This window comes from Rhizobium leguminosarum bv. viciae USDA 2370 (genome assembly GCF_002008365.1).
GTDB classification, from domain to species: Bacteria; Pseudomonadota; Alphaproteobacteria; order Rhizobiales; family Rhizobiaceae; genus Rhizobium; species Rhizobium leguminosarum.
The window spans coordinates 501,782-518,299 of the sequence record NZ_MRDL01000059.1; the positions used below are offsets into that span (position 1 = coordinate 501,782).

Below are 16,518 nucleotides of genomic sequence, written 5' to 3' on the forward strand. Positions count from 1 at the left end.
CAGACGCATTTAGATATGGCAGACTTCATCTCAGACGATTTTCTTCAGGCGTACTAACCAGTCGTGCAGCCTCGATATTTGCCTTCTGAAGCGCGGCGTTCATCGTCTTCCCGGATGCGATTTCCGCAGCAAGGACGCCGATGAACTCGTCTCCGGCCCCATGCGTGCTCTCAACCTCAACCTTGACTGCTGCAACGGCGATCTCTTCTCCGCTGCGATTTGCGTAGGCGACACCCGATCCCCCGGCGGTCACCACCACTTCGGGGAAGATCTTCACAAGCTTCCTCGCCGCCTCCAGAGCGCCGTCAAGCGTTTCAACAACGGGAACGCCTGCCAGCATTTCGGCTTCGATGGCATTGACGACGATGATGTCGATCAGGTGTTGCAGATCGTTCGACAGAATGCGTGCCGGGGCTGCATTGATCAGCACGCGCCCGCCTGCCTGCTTCACGGCCTTTGCCGCCGCAACGTTGGCGGCATCGGGAATCTCGTTTTGCAGGACGAGAATTGTTGTTCTGCTGAGCAGATCTCGAGCTGCCGAGACATCGTGGTCGCCAAGCGTCAGGTTGCTTCCCGACACGATAACCGCACCATAGTCGCCTTCGGCATCGAAAGTCGCGACACTCATGCCGGTTGACTGCGATGCATCACGTCGGACGAATGTATGATCGACATTTTTGCGAGCGAGATTTGCGATAAGAAAATCCCCGAAGTCATCACCAGCAACCGCCCCGATCATGAAGGTGGCGACCCCGGTGCGGGCAGCCGAAACCGCCTGATTGCCGCCCTTGCCGCCGCTTTTCGGATGCCAGGATGTCCCCGTCACTGTCTCGCCCTTTCGGGGCCGGGCCGGTCCAAAGACGGCGATATCGTAGTGAAGGCTGCCGAAGACGGTGACAACAGGCGAAAATGTCATGGGAGGCGATCTTTTCGTTTGGACGTGACGGCGGACATAGTGCGTTCAAGATTGCGTTCGGCTGCCTGATAGTCACGCTGGGCGACGGCAACGAAGATGGCATCAAGGATGTTGAGCTGGGCGATGCGCGCTGCGGCATTTTCCCCCATCAGCGGTGAACCTTGTGCGGTGGAACACAGAACCACGTCTGCGGACTGGGCGAGAGCCGAGGAATCGTAGTTGGTGATTGCAATGGTGCGCGCGCCGTTCCTGCGCGCGAGCTGGATTGCCTCGATCACAGCGATCGTGTTGCCCGAATGGGAAAAGCCAATGGCGATATCGCCATCCACCAGCAACGAGGCCGACATCAGCATCATGTGGGAATCGTCGAAGACGCTGGCGCGCACGCCGATACGAAGAAACTTGTGCGCCACATCCCGTGCGATCTGCGCCGAGCCGCCGACACCGTAAAAGTCGCGGTTTCTCGCCTGGTGGATTAGATCCGCGGCCCTGTCGAATGCTTCCATATCGAGAATGGCAAGCGTTTCCTCAAGGGCGTGGATCGAGGTGCGAAACACTTTTTGGACGATTTCAAGCGACGTATCCTCCACGGACAGTTCCTGATGCATCTCTGCCGTTGGCTGGCGGTTATACTGGCTGACGGCGGAGCGGAAGTCACGGAAACCGGAGAAGCCGAGCTTCTTGGTGATCTTGACCACCATGGCTTCGGAAACGCCGGCGTTCTCGGCGATCTGCTTGAGCGACGTCTCGTCACTGAAATCGCGCATGGCGAAAACGGTATCGACGACCTTTGCTTCGAGCGGCGTCAAGAGCGGCATCATCATGCGGATGCGTGGCCCGACGGCCTTCATGTCGAAGCTTTCAGCGTTCATCCCCGTCCCCTTGTCGCGCGATCGATCATCATGGCGACGAGGATTATAAGGCCGGTGGCGAGCAGTTGATAGAAGGCTTGAACGTTCATCAGCGTCAAACCGTTACGCATCGCACCAAGGATGATGGCGCCGAGGATCGTGCCGAGAATGCTTCCCTTGCCACCCATCAGCGAAGCGCCGCCGATGGCCGCAGCCGCAATCGCGTCAAGTTCCCATAGGTTGCCGAGGATAGGCTCGGCAGCCCCGAGACGCCCGATCAGGATCAGCGAAGCGAGTGCTGCCAGCCCCCCGGAAATGACATAGGCCGTGATCTTGGTGCGCGCAATCGGAACGCCGGCCACATAGGCTGCCTCTTCATTGCCACCGACCGCCATCAGATATTCGCCGATCGGTGTCTTCTTGAGCAGGATCCAGGCGGCAATCGCAACGACAGCGACGATAATGACTGGCGTCGGAATGCCGAAGAGATTGCCGTTGAAGAGTGAGCGGAAGCCCGTGGGAATGCCGAGAACAGGATTGCCGCCGGTATAAATGAGCGCGATGGCCCGGTAGGTGCTGAGCGTGCCGAGCGTGACGATGAACGGCTGCAGGCCGACATAGGCGACGAGCGCGCCATTGATGAAGCCGCAGACGACGCCGACGCCGAGACCGGTGAAGATCGCCAGCGGTATCGGCGTGCCGGTCAGAAGAAGGGTCGCGGTGATGACGGCGGAGATTGCGGCCGTCGGACCAACGGATAAATCGATGCCGCCCGAGATGATCACCAGCGTCATGCCGAGCGCAAGGCACGCATTGATGCTCGACTGCTGGAGGATATTGATGAGGTTTCGTTCGGAGACGAAGCCAGGAACGAGCGCGGCAAACACGGCCATGATGATAATGAGCCCGATCAGGGTTCCGGCATCGCGGAGCGAAAACGAGAAGCGGCGAAAGACCGGTGCGGGCTTAACGGATGCAGTCGAAGAACTGGTCATTGGATGTCCTGTCTGGTTCACGCGGAGCTCGCAGTGCGGGCGACGGTGGCGCCGGGGTTGGCCCCGGGAATGGCATGCGCGACGATCGCGCTTTCGCTCAGCTGGTCGCGTGGAATGTCCGCAGCGATCGAACCTTCCCGCATCACCAGCACGCGGTCCGAAAGCCGGATAACCTCCGGCAGTTCCGAGGAGACGACGATGATCGAATGGCCTTCGCGGGCAAGATCCTCGATCAGATGATAGATCTCGGACTTGGCGCCGACATCGATACCTCGGGTGGGCTCGTCGAACAGCAAGATCTGCGACTTGGCCGCTAGCCAACGGGCAATAATCGCCTTCTGCTGATTGCCGCCGCTGAAAAGGCGAATGGGGCGATCCAGTTGAAACGGCCGCAGATTGACGCGCTTCAACAAATCTTGTGCGGCCGCACGGAGCTTGCCCGTGCTGATCATGCCGCCCGACGAAAAGCTGGAAAGCGAAGCGAGCGCAATGTTGGTACTGACTGGACGTAAGGGAATGATCCCTTCCCGCTTGCGTTCTTCCGGCACGAGACCGATGCCGGCGGCGATCGCATCGCGCGGGGAGGCGAAGCGCACGACCTTGCCGTCGATGGCGATCGACCCGTCGCTCAGGCGGTCAGCGCCGGCCAGAAGCCGCAGCAGTTCCGTGCGACCGGAGCCCACGAGCCCGGCAATGCCAAGCACTTCACCCTTGTGCAGCGTGAACGACACATCGCGGATCTTCGTTGCGGATGACAGCTTCTTGGCCTCGAGCTTGACCGTATCGGTGACGAAGGAATTGTGTTCCTCTTGCATCAGCTCGCGACCGACCATCATCGCGATCACGTCCTTTTCCGAGGCACTCTTGAGATCGACCATGCCGACGAGCTTGCCGTCGCGCATGACGCTGGCGCGCTGGCAGATGCGGAAGACCTCGTCCATCTTGTGGGAGACATAGATGATCGAGACCCCACTCGCCGAAAGGCTGGCGATCACCTCTGCCAGACGGTCGAACTCGCTCGGCGTCAGGCTCGACGTCGGCTCGTCCATGGCGATGACCTTCGCCTTGTCGAGCAGCGCGCGACCGATCTCGACGATCTGGCGTTGCGCGACCTTGAGGGAGGAGATCGGCGCTGAAGGATCAATAGTCCTGTCGATCAGCGAGAGGGCTTGCGCCGCGCGGCTCTCCTGCTCACGGCGGGAGACGAAAAGACCACCCAGGCGGGTCAGCGGATGACCGAGAAACATGTTCTGGGCGACGCTCAAATGCGGCACCTGCTGCAATTCCTGGTGAATCATGGCGACGCCCACACTGCGGGCATCTATCGGCCTTTTGAGGATCAGGGCCTGACCATCGACAAAGACCGTTCCGGAGGTCGGGCGGAACACGCCGGAGAGGATTCGCAGAAGTGTGGATTTGCCGGCGCCGTTTTCGCCTAGAAGTCCGTGGATCTCGCCGGCTGCAACATCGAACGACACGTCGGCCAGGGCGTTCACCCCGGGGAAGCTCTTGGAGATCGTCTCGAATCTCAGTCGCGGCACCATCACTCCACCTCCTTCAACACATCGGGATGCCGGCCTTGACGGCCGGCATCTTTGACCTTCGCTACTTGGCTGCCTTGGCATCTTCCATCAGCACCGCCCGGACATCGACGCCCGCACCCTGGTAGCGGCTGAGATTGTCGGCGGTGATGAGGGCCTGCGGGGTCGCCACCACGCGTGGCAGCTTCTGGCCGGCAACCAGGCGCAGCGCGGCCTCGAGCGCCACTTCGCCGGTCAGGACCGGGAAGCTGTCGACCGTGCCGGTCAGTTCGCCGGCCTTGATCGAAGCGTAGGCGTCAGAGATGCCGTCGGTGCCGAAAACAGCGACCTTGCCCTGGAGGCCTGCGGCTTTCACGGCCTCGACGATGCCGAGGGCCATGCCGTCATTGTTGGCATAGAAGCCGACCAGGTCGGGATGCTGGTTAAGGATGTTGGTCGCAGCATCGTAGGACGTCTGACGATCCCAATTTCCCGGAACGCTGGCGACGACTTCGAACTTGCCGCCTTCGCTGATTGTCGATTTGAAACCGTCGGTGCGTTGCACCGCCGCATAGACGCCGGCCTGACCTTCAATGATGGCGACCTTACCGCCCTCGGGACGATGCTCGATGAACCATTTGGCCACGCGCACGCCGTTGTCGCGCTGGACGTTACCGACGTAATGCTCGGCCTGCGGAATGACGGCATCGTTGACGTTGACGACCGGAATATTGGCCGCCTTGGCCTGCTCGATGACCGGCTGCAGGTTGGCGTCCGTCTGCGGAGAGACGAGCAAGACGTTATAGCCCTGCGTGATCATGCCCTCGGCGATGGTCAGCTGGCCGAGCTGGTCACCCTCGCTCTGGGCAGCCTGATAAATGACGGGAACGTTGACCTTCTTGCCGAAGGCCGCGTAGCCTTCGCCCAGCGAGCGCCAGTATTCGTTCGTCAGTGTCTTGGAAACGGCACCGGCCTTCGTGCCTTCGGGCAGCTTGGGCAGCGCGCCAAGCTTGGCTTCGAGCTGCGACCAGTCCATGCGGTCCTTTTCGGTATCGGAATTGAGGGGCGCGAGTTCCTGCGCGACGGCCGCGCCGAACAGGAGGCTGGCGGCAATGCCGGCAGCAAGGGTCGTCTTCAAAAAGGTCGTCATCGGTTCCTCCCGGATAGGGTCGATCGGCACGCCTCCGGCATGCCTTGGGTTCAAGGGTCGTAGAAATTCAGGGTATGTTGACGGTCAGGCAGTTCAGCCGAGCATGAGTTCCTGGACAACCGCCTGCGCAGAGACTGCATCCTGTCGGTCAATCGCCCCGGAGAGACGATTGTCCTGCTCGAGGCGATCCACCACCGTCAGCATCCGCTTGACGGTCTGGATGTTCACCTCGCATTCGTGGACCGGATCGAGACCGGTCATATCGGGGAACGTGTCGAAATAGATCGCGCCGTCATAACCGTCCTTGCGGATCTGGCGTAGCAGCTCGATCGTCTGCTGGGTATGCACCGCGCCGACCATCAGACCGTCGTCGCGTTTGGCATAGCCGTCATTGAGATGAACACCCAGAACGCGGCTGTAGCGGGCAATGAGAGCTGCGGCAAATGCCGGCTGCTCGTCGGCATAGAGCACATGGGCAAAGTCCAGCGTGACGCCGAGATTGGGCATATCGACATCCTTGATCGCCAGGAGCGTGGTCGCGCAGTCGGGCATCAGGCTGTAGGAGCGTGGCTCGTTCGGCTTGTATTCGATGCTGATCTCGCAGTCGGGATCATGCATGCAAACTTCACGAATTCCGTCTATTTCGTGTTGCCAAAGCGTATGGTAGTCCGCCTGAAAGGCATAATCGAAACCATCCTGTCCAAGCCAGATCGTCATCAGCTTGCTGCCGGCGGCGCGGGCCGAGTCGATGCCCTTCTTGGTGAGATCGATCGCTTCGCGGCGAACTGCCGGATCGGGGTTGGTGAAAGCGCCGATTTTGAAGGCCGGATTGGTATAATAGCGCATGGCGAAGCCGTTGATGGCTAGGCCGAGATCACCGATCTGACGCGCCAGGACGGCCGGATCGTCGGCCACATGGTCAGGATAATTGAGATCGAGATCGGTTAGACCATCGACCTTGGCAGCGCGCGTCGCCATTTGCAGGACGGTCGGCTTGCCGGAAAGCTCCGGCCATTCGGCCGTTGGCTTCGAGGCAAAAGAATTAAGGCGGGTGGCGAATTTCAATTGGGTCACGGCTTTGGCTCACTTCAGTCGCTATGCACACTACTTCACAGAATAATTTAGATTTGTAAAGTTATAAGTGTTGTGCAATGCGTCAATTCGTTGTGGGCCGCGTCGGAGATATCTGCTTCCGCCCTTGCCTCCCTCGCCAAAGCACCGGCGTGCGGAAACCCGCCGCCGGTATTGACAGCCTTGGCTGGATGGAATTCGAAAGGGCCCCAAATGGGTCGCCTGTACGGCAGGATGTCGGCGTCAGCCGGCCATTACGGCCTCGATCTCGGCAAGCGAGGGCATGGCAGGGGCCGTCCCGCGTCTCGTCACGGCGATGCCGGCAGTGGCGCAGCCGAAGCGGACAGCATCGAGCGGCGGCGCGCCTCGCGCAAGTGCTGCTGCAAAGCCGCCGACGAAGGCATCGCCGGCGCCGGTCGTATCGATGACCGGGCCGCAGGAGACGGCTGGCACATGAGCCGACTGCCCGGCATTGTGAAACAACACGCCGCGGGCGCCGAGCGTGATGACCGCCGCACCCACTCCCTGCGCCAAAAACACGTCAGCTGCGCGTTTCGCATCGTCCAGCGTTTCGATCGGAAAGCCGACCAGGGCCGCGGCTTCTGTCTCGTTCGGGATGATATAGTCGCAGAGCCGGTAGATCTCCGCTGGAAAGGCGCCCGCGGGTGCGGGGTTGAAAATCGTGGTGACACCGGCCTTCCTTGCAATATCAAGCGCCCGATGGGCCGCGGGTGCAGGCTGTTCCAGTTGGGTGATGAACACTGCGGATTGCTCGATCGTCTCGCGCGCTCCCTCGACATCCTCGATGCCGATCGTGCCGGCTGCCCCGGCATAGACGATGATAGCGTTGTCGCCGGTGCGGTCGTTGACATAGATGAAAGCGGCCCCTGTCGGCTTGTCGTCCATGACGATCAGCTTCGCCGTCACGCCGGCCTGCTCATAGGTCTTGAGCGCCAGATCGCCGAATGTGTCGCGACCAATCTTCGAAATGAAGGACACGTCAGCTCCGGCACGCGCGGCAGCCACCGCCTGATTGGATCCCTTGCCGCCAGGGCCAACAGAAAAGCCGCTGCCGGCGATGGTTTCGCCCAGGGCCGGCATGCGCGGCGCGAGATAGGCGGTGTCGGCGACAAAAATGCCGAGAATGGAAATTCCGGTTCTCATGGCTGACACCTCACACGCCTGCAGGTGCGATGACGCCCTTGGTGAACAGGAAGCAGCCATAGAACCGCGTCTCGCCGGTCGAGATTACACAATAGGCCTTCTTGGCGAGATCGTAGAAGGCGAAGCGCTCGATGCCGTACATGGGCGAAGGTTTGCCTTCCGCCCGGTCGATCTCCGCCTGCACCTCGCTTTGCACCGCCGGCATCTCCCCCGGCGCACCCATGACTTCCATGCGGCCGGCGGAATTCTGGAGCGGTGTGTCGAGTGGCAGCACAGAGAGGATCGCACGGATCGCCTGCGGTGCCGAGAGATTGGCCATGCTGAGCGGCCTACCGATCACCGTCTGGCGGGCCACACTGTCGCTCGGGAAATTGGTATCGGACACAACAAGCGTGTCCCCATGCCCCATGGAGCGCAAGGCGTGCAGCACGTCTGCATTGAGCGCCGGGTCAAGATTTTTGAGCATTAGAAATGTCCTCCTCGTGCCTCTATTTAACGGCGCCTGCCGTCAGGCCCTTCACAATGTAGCGCTCCAGGAAAATGCCGACGAGCACCAGCGGCATGATCGCCGCCGTGGCGATGGCGGCCATTGACCACCAGTTAATCCCCTGCGACCCCGTCTGGCTTGCCACCATCACCGGCAGCGTTTTTGCATTCGAACTCGTCAGCAGTGCCGCAAAGAAATATTCGTTCCAGCAAAGAATGACCGAAAGGATGAAAGCTGCCACCATGCCGGGCAGTGCGATCGGCAGGACGATCCGTAGGAAAGCGCCCCAGATCGAGCAGCCGTCAACCAGTGCCGCCTCTTCCAGCTCGACCGGGATGGTGTCGAACTGGTCGCGCATAATCCATATCACGATCGGCAGCACCATCAGCGTGTAGATAAGAATGAGGCCGATCAGCGTATCGAGCAGCATCAGGTGCTTGTAGAGAACCAGGAACGGCATAGCGAGCACGACCGGCGGCAGGATCAACTGCGACAGGAAGAAGAAGGAAATGTCCTTGTTCGCCATCCAAAGGAATTTATAGGAGAACCGGCTGAGCCCATAGGCCGCCAGCGATCCGATGAGCACCGCCAGGAACGACGCCCCCGCTGACGCCACGATGCTGTTGAGAAAGCGACGGATGAACTCATCGCGCACAGTCGATGGCGCCAAGATCGTATCCGGCGAGAGGCCGAGCGAGCGCCAGCCCTTCCAGTCCGGCGTAAAGTCCACGAACGGGATCAGATGCCCCTGCGTCACGTTGACCGCTGTCTTGAACGAGGTCGTGATCGTCCAGTAGATCGGAAAGAGCGAGATGAAGGCCCAGAAGACCAGAGCCGCATAGATCAGCAGGCTGTTGGTCAGGAATTGCGGGCGCCGCGACCAGAGGCTCCCCGGCCTATCGGATGTTTCAGCGATGATCGCCATGGGCTTCGCCTCAATTTTCACGTTGCATCCATCGGCTCGCCCCTTTCAGGATGAGCGCGACGAAGATGATGATGATGACGAGATAGAATTCCGCAAGCATGGTGCCGTAGCCGACATTGGAACGGTCACGATATTCGCGGAAGATGAAGCTCGACACGGTATCCGTCGCCCCGCCCGGTCCGCCAGCGGTGACGTTGATGACGATATCGGCGAGCTTCAGCTGGAAGATGATGCGCAGGATGATCACTGTCATGCTGACCGGAAGCATCAGCGGAAAGGTGATCTCCTTGAAACTCTGCCAGCCTGACGCTCCATCCACTTTCGCCGCCTCCTTGATTTCGGAAGGAAGCGCCTGAAGGCCGGCGAGCAGCAGGATCATCATGAACGGGATCGACACCCAGGCATCCATGGCCATGATCGAGGTTCGCGCGAGCCACGGCGTCGAGAAGAATGCCGGATTGTCCCAGCCAAGATGGCGCGCAAGGGTCGCCGCCGGGCCGAACCGGTATTCCATGAGTGATTTTCCAATCATCCAGCTGACAGCTACCGGGCTCAGCATCAGCGGCAGGAGAAAGGCAACACGGAAGAATTTGCGCGCCTTGATCTCGGCGTTGAGCAGCAGCGCCAGCCCGAAGGCAATGACATATTGAACGAGGACCGAAAGAACATAATAGACCATGTTCAGCAGCGCGTTCCAGAAATACCGGTCCGCGAACAAAGTGCGTAGATTGTCGAGCCCGTTGAAGCGTCGGCCGGCCGCCGCGCTCAGGTTCCAATCCGTGAAAGCGATATAAAGCCCGAAGACGGTCGGGAAAACCACCATGGCGACGGTGAAGAGCACGGCAGGAAGCACGAAAACCGCGCGCTGCCCCGCCTCACCGCGGATCATCACCTGGCTCGCACACAGTGCCACCGCCCAGACGATATAGGCAAACAGCAGCGGTCGCCAGCTGACGAGGCCGAGCGCCGTGACCCCGCTCGCATCGAGGATCTGGAGAATGAGGACGGCGAACAACAAGATGGTCGCAGCGAAGAGCAGCAGCCGACCGCGCCTGGCGGCGGCGCGCTGGACCGTCGCGCCCTCCACAGGGCTGACGGCTGGGGTAATCGTATGCGACATAGGCAAGACCCTTGAGGCAGAAAGGCGTGCGGAACCGGGCAACGGTTCAGGCGGCACGACTTTGTGCCGCCTGAGATCATGGACGAGACATCCGAAGATGTCCGTCGTATATCAGGCCCCGAGCGAGGCCTTGTAGAGCGCAAGCTGCTTGTCGCGGCCGAGCTGATCGGTGATCTTCTCCCAGGCGGCAGCGATCGCATCGGCGCCGGCCTGTGCGGTTACCTGTCCGGCGAAAACCTTGGCCAGTTCGTCTTCCGCGACGCTGTAATATTGGAAGATGCCCGGAATACGCGGCTCGATAGCGGCGTTCGGATGGTTGTAGGAATTCGACTGCGAAGCGAGATAGCCTGAGATAAAGGCTTCGTCATAACCTGCCGACACCCATTCCTTGATGTCGAACTGGCTCTTGCGATAGCACTGGAAGCCGGACGGATAGGCCGCCGTCCAGAGTGCCAGATCCTTGCCGCCGAGATGGGCTGCAGCACTCCAGGCCGCTTTCTTCTTTTTCTCGTCGCTGTCGACCCGGGCCATCACATAGACGCCCCAGCCCAGATAGGCCATGTTTGGCGCGTGGTTCGGGCCGCTGGCAAGCTTTTCCCACTGGCCGGTCTTCGAATTATAGACATCGTCCGATCCCGGAAGGATGTCGAAGCCGATGGTGTCGCCAACGACCGAGCTGTCGCTGGTGCGCGCGCTTGCACCCACGTCTCCCCACCAGGAGACCATGGAACCGGTGCCGGCCAGAAATTGCTGGAAAGCTGTCGTGCCCGGATCGGCATTGAGCTGATCGCCCGCTTCCGATGGCAGGGCGTCGATGACGTCCTGAATCGCCCGGACCCATGCCGGGTTGTTGATGCGCGGCTTCATCGTGTCGGTGTCGAACAACCAGGCCTTGTCATCGGGATGCTTGGCATAGGCCGTGGCGCGGCTGCCGAGGAAGTAGAAGCCGAAACCGCCCCAAGCCTTGGGTGCGTCGAGATAGCCGACCGCTTCCATGCCGCCGATGGTCTTGCCCTTGAGGAATTTGGTGACCTCCTGAACCTTCTGCCAGGTCTTCGGAACGCCCCACTCGCCCTCGTGGCCTTCGTCCTTCCAGGCCTTCGCCAGGTCGGCATCGGCGAAGTAGTCGGTGCGGTAGTTGAAGTTGTGGCAATCGCCATCGACCGAGACGCGGTAGGTCTTGCCGTCCCAGGTGCCAACCGGCGCCTTGAGGTAGTCGACATAGTCGTCCATGTCGATCTGGGTCTTGACCCAGTCCGGCATCTCCGACGCCAGCCCCTTGCCGCAGACATCACCCTCGAACGGCGCGCCCATCTCGAGCAGGTCGAAATCGACCGTACCCGTTGCGATCGCCTGCTGCAGGCGTGGATTGTAGTCAGCCTGCGCAAGGTCGATCCAGGTGATCTTGGCGCCGGTATAATCCTCCCAAGGCTTGAGGAAGCCGCGGAACAGAACGTTATGCAGGTTCTGGTTATTCAGGCCCATGAAAGATAGTTCGACGCCGGCGAACTCGCCCTGTTTGACGCTCTTCTTCGTCGCTTCCAGGCACATTTCGCCAACTTTCTGCCAGTCGGCATCCGTCGGCGAGCCTTTGCCGACACCCGGCACCTGCAAGATCTGGCTGCGCAAGGATGCATCCTGCGCAAAGGCCGTTCCGAATGGACCGAGCATGGCGCTTCCGGCTGCGACCGCACCGAGGCTTGCACTGGTCTTCAGGATGGCGCGCCGGCTCAGGCCGATCGCCATCATTCTCTCGAAATCACTGACTTTCATATGGGTCTCCTCCCGTTGATAAACCGCCACGGTTGTGGCTGCCGGCGCTTCCTCCTCGAAGCGGCAGCAAGAACTCTCAGATAAGCCTCAGTCCGCTCTCTCCGTCAAACAGATGGACGAGGGCGGCGTTCGGCGTCATCGCGATCACATGGTCCGAGGGCTCCTCGACGCGGTCGCGAAAGACGCCGATGATCTTCTGTTGCCCAAGCTTTGCAAAGACCTGCGTTTCCGATCCGGTCGATTCAACGACCGTCACATGTGCGCTGACCGAGCCGCCAAGCGTGAAGTGCTCGGGCCGAATGCCGTAAAAGGCTGGCCGCCCGTCCGAGCCCGCAGGCGCGCGGTGGAGCGGCAGCCGAATACCCTCATCCGTCTCGAAGAACGGCTCGGCGGCAGAGCGGATGTGGCCCTTGATCAGGTTCATCGACGGCGAACCGATGAAACCGGCGACGAAGGTGTTGGCAGGCGTATCGTAAAGCGTCAGCGGCGAACCGATTTGCTCGACACGTCCGTCGCGCAGCACCACGATTCGGTCGGCCATGGTCATGGCCTCCACCTGATCATGCGTCACGTAGATCATCGTCGTTGCCAGCCGGCGCTGCAACTCCTTGATCTCGGCGCGCATCTGCACGCGCAGCTTGGCATCAAGGTTAGAGAGTGGCTCGTCAAACAGGAATACCTTGGGATCGCGCACGATCGCCCTTCCCATCGCCACGCGCTGACGCTGGCCTCCAGAAAGCTGGCGGGGATAGCGGGCAAGATACGGCACCAGATCAAGGATCTCGGCCGCCTTGCGCACCCGCCCCTCGATATCGGCCTTCGTCTCACCGCGCATCTTCAGCGCGAAGCCCATATTCTGCGCCACCGTCTTGTGCGGATAGAGCGCATAGCTCTGAAATACCATGGCGATATCGCGGTCCTTCGGCGGCAGGTCGTTGACCACCTTGCCGTCGATCCGGATGTCACCGAAGGTTATCGGTTCGAGGCCGGCGACCATGCGCAGCAGCGTCGATTTTCCGCAACCCGACGGCCCCACCAGAACGACGAACTCGCCGTCGGGGATTTCGACGGAAACGCCATGGATCACCGTCAGGCTTCCATAGGCCTTACCGACATTGACGATATTCATCGATGCCAAATATGATCCTCCTCCAACGGCGTCGCGCACTCCTCGCGACGTTTGATCGACCTTCCTGCAAAGCGGCGGCAGGTAGAGCGCTCAGCTGCACCCGCCGCCCCTATCCTGGGAGGACGTCATTCGCACCGATAACTTCACACATGGAATTACCGTTGTAAAGTAATCCATTGCAGAATTCTCAGATATTTCTCGTTTTCGTTCTCGCGACGACTTGACTAACCATAAGCATCATCGGATATGTGCGGTGCTTTTGTCCAAAAATATAAACGAAGCATTTGAGGCTGAACCCATTTCCAAACATTACGGAATTTGCATAATCTGTAAAGATTAGACCTTTGGACAGGGAGGCACAACATGCTGAGGGGAATCGATCCAGTCTTAAACGCCGAGCTGATGCATGCTTTGATGCTGATGGGGCACGGGGACCAACTGGTCTTGTGCGACGTCAACCACCCTGCCCAGACCATAGCCCGGCATACAACCTACGGCCATCTCATCGACGTTTCCGGCTGCGGCTTGGAGCGTGTCGCTGAAGCTATTCTGACGCTCTTCCCACTGGACACGTTCATCGATGCGCCGGTGAAAAGGATGCAAGTTGTTGGCGACGCCAGCGGGCAAATGCCGATTTTCGCGACGATACAAAAAGTCATCGATCGCGCTGAAGATCGCCCTGTTCGGATGGAGGCATTGGAGCGTTTCGCATTTTACGAAGCAGCGAAAAAATCCTTCGCGATCGTCAGAACCTCCGACCCAGGGCCCTATGGGTGCTTCATTTTCAGCAAAGGTGTCATCTAATCTTTGACTGCGAAATTGGTCCGAGACGCTTGCGTTTTCGGCGACCGGTACGGCTTCGGCTGCCTGCCTGCGTCGTCGCAGACCAGGACTGAATGAATTAGAGCCGTGAAGCGCTTCGTGGAGACGACGCCAGAGCGACCGGCCGTTGAGCGAGCGGCCGTTGAGCGAGCGGTCGCTTTGACGGCCTCACATGTGTTCAGGACTGATTTGGACGCAGAAACGCCGAAAGCTTTCACCGCAAAACGGCCCGCCCTGGTCTACCGCCGATCGTGAAGGCTCGGTCAAACAGCGCGGACCGTCTTGCTATTTCCAGCTCGTGTAATCGTCGGCGACGCAACCAAGAGGCGCGCGATCCTGACCAAACCGCTTCTTGAGCTGCCCGCATCCCCACTCGTTTAACGGCGCCGGCATAAGATTGTTGATGTCCATGCCAGGCGATTGGAATGGTGTCGTGGAGGTCGTGACGTACCAAAGCCAGAAGCCGACCACACCGACGAGGATCAGAAGCAACATACCGAAGAAAACCTGCAATCGCCTCCAGATCGATACCCCCGCCTGCTTGGGGTCTTCGATCAAAACCGGCACACTCCGATCGCTTTCTTGCTGATGCGCGAAAGGTGCAAGAGCCGCGTTGCGCTCATCATCGGTAAGCTTCACGCGCTGCAGACGATCGTCCAGAAGCACTGGCAGGGCAGTATTGCCGTGCCTGACAGCCAGTCCGATCGCTTTGCCATTGGCTTCCCCGACGATCAGAGGCTCTTCTCCATTCTTCATGCGCGTGTAAGCCGATCGCCCCGTTTTGTCGTTGGCAATCTTGTCATTGTAGGTGATGGAAAGGACGCCGCGTCTGCGGTCGAATGCGGTGACCTCGACCGGAACGGGGGTCAGCATGGCAGGCCGAAGCAATTGGCCCTTGACCCACCAGATGCGGATAGCGAGAAAAATCATCCCCAGGCCCATGCCGCCAAACAGTAGCGCGAACACGGTGAGCGTGATGATCCGGTTCCAGAGCATGTCCAGACCCAAGCTCATCGTCGCAAGTTCCGGATGATCGGCTGATATCACAAGACCGGTTTCGTAGTCGCCAGTATGGAAATCGACGAACATGACCTCGACTTCGGTGTCGTAGTCTCGTCCGCCGTAGCTGTAGACAAGGCGTGCCTCGCAATCGGTAAAGACTGCCTTGCGTGTCGTGCATCGCCCGTTTTGCACGTCGCCATTTTCCAGCGTCAAAGGGTTCTGGCTGATCTGGAAATCGCGGATTACGCCTGGTGCTTCCGAGACGAATAGAAAGACAGCCAGTGCCAGGATGATGGGCGTTGACCAGAAGTAAGCATTCGGGGTGGAGATGACGTTGCGCGCCAACGAGAGCGGGCGACTAGGAAGAACAAGCGAAGACAATGGCGTAGGTCCCCTCATGTGGCAGCGCAGTGCGCTGGGAAAGCTTCAGACAGTGACCGATAACGAACGAGCGGAGTTGACGTCATTCCGGCTGCTTGCACAATCCCATTGTGCGAAACTCATCTACAGCCTGAGACAGGCGATCGGCAATCCCTTTCAGCACGCGTGGGTAGCATTGGCATGGTGATCTCTTCGGCAAGGGCCGGTGGTCTTGTTCCGCGTCGAGCAAAACCGCTGCGCACTTTTACCGGAATTGCCCTACAGCCGATTGGCGCGCAACAAAGTGTCCCGCGACAGATATCCCGCAAGCGTGCCATCGGCGGCTCGGACATGCAGGCCCGGCATCTCACCGGAGAGGATGAGCGCCAAGGCGTCGTGAACCGTGGCGTCAGCGGCGATCTCGGCATCGCCGTTGGACGGTTCCGGCGTGGTCATGATCGTCGATACGGCAATCAAGCTCAGCCTTTTTATGGCTCGGTCAGGGCCGAGGAAACTCTCGACGAATTCATTGACGGGACGCGCAAGGATCTCCTGCGGGCTATCATATTGAAGGAGGCGGCCATCCCGCATGATCGCGATACGATCGCCCATCTTGATTGCCTCATCGAGGTCATGCGTGACGATGACGACGGTCTTCTTCACCTTCCTGAGAATATCGCGGAATTCGTCCTGAAGCCGGACGCGGGTGATCGGATCAATCGCGCCGAACGGTTCGTCCATCAGCATGATCGCCGGATCGGCGGCGAGAGCGCGGGCGAAACCGACGCGCTGACGCTGCCCGCCCGACAATTCGTGCGGAAGACGCTGCCGCATGATGGCCGGATCAAGACCGACGAGATCCAGGAGTTCGTCGACCCGGCGATCGCTGCGCGCCTTTTCCCAGCCGAGAAGCCGCGGGACGGTCGCAACATTGCGTGCGATCGACATATGCGGAAACAGACCAACCTGCTGGATGACATAACCGATGCTGCGGCGCAGCTCCTTCTGATCGACCCGGGCGATATCCCTGCCGTCGACCAGCACACGTCCCGTCGTGGGGGTCTCCAACTGATTGATCATGCGCATGGTCGTGGTCTTGCCGCAGCCCGAAGGACCGATCAGGGCAACCGTCGTACCGGTCTCGATCAGGAGATCGAGATTGTCGACCGCATGCTGGCCGCTTCCGTCGTAATTCTTCGTAACATGATCGAGATGAATCATCCTGATATCCGC

At 60.0% G+C, this 16,518-nt stretch carries 15 protein-coding genes; 1 reads left to right on the plus strand and 14 read right to left on the minus strand.

All coding sequences use genetic code 11. The features are described from left to right. Window positions 1-25 precede the first annotated feature (25 nt). The 12 genes from BS629_RS36435 to BS629_RS36490 form a co-directional block, all read right to left on the minus strand. Window positions 26-916 (minus strand): ribokinase, encoded by an 891-nt coding sequence (locus BS629_RS36435; RefSeq protein ID WP_018245817.1) that lies wholly within the window; start codon window positions 914-916, stop codon window positions 26-28. Next, window positions 913-1,788, minus strand: a complete 876-nt coding sequence (locus BS629_RS36440; protein ID WP_018245818.1) for a MurR/RpiR family transcriptional regulator — start codon at window positions 1,786-1,788, stop codon at window positions 913-915. Before BS629_RS36440 ends, BS629_RS36435 begins: the two co-directional genes overlap by 4 nt. Continuing rightward, a complete protein-coding gene (locus tag BS629_RS36445; protein WP_018245819.1) occupies window positions 1,785-2,762 on the minus strand; it encodes an ABC transporter permease in 978 nt (325 codons plus the stop codon). Before BS629_RS36445 ends, BS629_RS36440 begins: the two co-directional genes overlap by 4 nt. A 17-nt stretch (window positions 2,763-2,779) precedes the next feature. Continuing rightward, complete coding sequence (locus BS629_RS36450; RefSeq protein WP_018245820.1) at window positions 2,780-4,306, minus strand: sugar ABC transporter ATP-binding protein; 1,527 nt, start codon at window positions 4,304-4,306, stop codon at window positions 2,780-2,782. A gap of 61 nt (window positions 4,307-4,367) precedes the next feature. Beyond that, window positions 4,368-5,432 carry a sugar ABC transporter substrate-binding protein gene (locus tag BS629_RS36455; protein ID WP_018245821.1) on the minus strand — a complete coding sequence of 355 codons (1,065 nt, stop codon included), beginning with the start codon at window positions 5,430-5,432 and terminating at the stop codon, window positions 4,368-4,370. 93 nt (window positions 5,433-5,525) lie between these two features. Continuing rightward, window positions 5,526-6,497, minus strand: coding sequence for a sugar phosphate isomerase/epimerase family protein (locus BS629_RS36460; protein WP_018245822.1), 972 nt, complete (start codon window positions 6,495-6,497; stop codon window positions 5,526-5,528). Between the two features lie 249 nt (window positions 6,498-6,746). Further along, the gene (gene rbsK / locus BS629_RS36465; RefSeq protein WP_018245823.1) at window positions 6,747-7,667 is read right to left on the minus strand and encodes a ribokinase; all 921 of its coding nucleotides are present in this window, start codon (window positions 7,665-7,667) and stop codon (window positions 6,747-6,749) included. Window positions 7,668-7,677: 10 nt separating this feature from the next. Next, window positions 7,678-8,133 carry an RbsD/FucU family protein gene (locus BS629_RS36470; RefSeq protein ID WP_018245824.1) on the minus strand — a complete coding sequence of 152 codons (456 nt, stop codon included), beginning with the start codon at window positions 8,131-8,133 and terminating at the stop codon, window positions 7,678-7,680. Between the two features lie 22 nt (window positions 8,134-8,155). Further along, on the minus strand, window positions 8,156-9,079 hold the full coding sequence (locus tag BS629_RS36475; protein ID WP_077988802.1) for a carbohydrate ABC transporter permease: 924 nt from the start codon (window positions 9,077-9,079) through the stop codon (window positions 8,156-8,158). Between the two features lie 10 nt (window positions 9,080-9,089). Further along, the gene (locus BS629_RS36480) at window positions 9,090-10,199 is read right to left on the minus strand and encodes a carbohydrate ABC transporter permease (RefSeq protein ID WP_018516602.1); all 1,110 of its coding nucleotides are present in this window, start codon (window positions 10,197-10,199) and stop codon (window positions 9,090-9,092) included. 111 nt (window positions 10,200-10,310) lie between these two features. After that, window positions 10,311-11,972 (minus strand): ABC transporter substrate-binding protein, encoded by a 1,662-nt coding sequence (locus tag BS629_RS36485; RefSeq protein WP_018245827.1) that lies wholly within the window; start codon window positions 11,970-11,972, stop codon window positions 10,311-10,313. A gap of 76 nt (window positions 11,973-12,048) precedes the next feature. Further along, the gene (locus BS629_RS36490; RefSeq protein ID WP_018245828.1) at window positions 12,049-13,110 is read right to left on the minus strand and encodes an ABC transporter ATP-binding protein; all 1,062 of its coding nucleotides are present in this window, start codon (window positions 13,108-13,110) and stop codon (window positions 12,049-12,051) included. Between the two features lie 354 nt (window positions 13,111-13,464). On the opposite strand from BS629_RS36490, the gene BS629_RS36495 reads away from it, so the two are divergent. Beyond that, window positions 13,465-13,905, plus strand: a complete 441-nt coding sequence (locus tag BS629_RS36495; RefSeq protein ID WP_018245829.1) for an RbsD/FucU family protein — start codon at window positions 13,465-13,467, stop codon at window positions 13,903-13,905. Between the two features lie 303 nt (window positions 13,906-14,208). Here BS629_RS36495 and BS629_RS36500 read toward each other — a convergent pair whose 3' ends face one another. Both BS629_RS36500 and BS629_RS36505 read right to left on the minus strand, forming a co-directional pair. Next, entirely contained in the window at window positions 14,209-15,324 is a 1,116-nt protein-coding gene (locus BS629_RS36500) for a hypothetical protein (RefSeq protein ID WP_018245830.1), read from the minus strand. 240 nt (window positions 15,325-15,564) lie between these two features. Continuing rightward, on the minus strand, window positions 15,565-16,506 hold the full coding sequence (locus BS629_RS36505) for an ABC transporter ATP-binding protein (protein ID WP_018245832.1): 942 nt from the start codon (window positions 16,504-16,506) through the stop codon (window positions 15,565-15,567). Window positions 16,507-16,518: the final 12 nt, after the last annotated feature.

Bases quoted from the DNA above. Each gene is read 5' to 3' on its own strand.
- BS629_RS36435 (WP_018245817.1), bottom strand. From the start codon at position 916: ATGACATTTTCGCCTGTTGTCACCGTCTTCGGCAGCCTTCACTACGAT.
- BS629_RS36440 (WP_018245818.1), bottom strand. From the start codon at position 1,788: ATGAACGCTGAAAGCTTCGACATGAAGGCCGTCGGGCCACGCATCCGC.
- BS629_RS36445 (WP_018245819.1), bottom strand. From the start codon at position 2,762: ATGACCAGTTCTTCGACTGCATCCGTTAAGCCCGCACCGGTCTTTCGC.
- BS629_RS36450 (WP_018245820.1), bottom strand. From the start codon at position 4,306: ATGGTGCCGCGACTGAGATTCGAGACGATCTCCAAGAGCTTCCCCGGG.
- BS629_RS36455 (WP_018245821.1), bottom strand. From the start codon at position 5,432: ATGACGACCTTTTTGAAGACGACCCTTGCTGCCGGCATTGCCGCCAGC.
- rbsK (WP_018245823.1), bottom strand. From the start codon at position 7,667: ATGAGAACCGGAATTTCCATTCTCGGCATTTTTGTCGCCGACACCGCC.
- BS629_RS36470 (WP_018245824.1), bottom strand. From the start codon at position 8,133: ATGCTCAAAAATCTTGACCCGGCGCTCAATGCAGACGTGCTGCACGCC.
- BS629_RS36475 (WP_077988802.1), bottom strand. From the start codon at position 9,079: ATGGCGATCATCGCTGAAACATCCGATAGGCCGGGGAGCCTCTGGTCG.
- BS629_RS36480 (WP_018516602.1), bottom strand. From the start codon at position 10,199: ATGTCGCATACGATTACCCCAGCCGTCAGCCCTGTGGAGGGCGCGACG.
- BS629_RS36485 (WP_018245827.1), bottom strand. From the start codon at position 11,972: ATGAAAGTCAGTGATTTCGAGAGAATGATGGCGATCGGCCTGAGCCGG.
- BS629_RS36495 (WP_018245829.1), top strand. From the start codon at position 13,465: ATGCTGAGGGGAATCGATCCAGTCTTAAACGCCGAGCTGATGCATGCT.
- BS629_RS36500 (WP_018245830.1), bottom strand. From the start codon at position 15,324: ATGAGGGGACCTACGCCATTGTCTTCGCTTGTTCTTCCTAGTCGCCCG.
- BS629_RS36505 (WP_018245832.1), bottom strand. From the start codon at position 16,506: ATGATTCATCTCGATCATGTTACGAAGAATTACGACGGAAGCGGCCAG.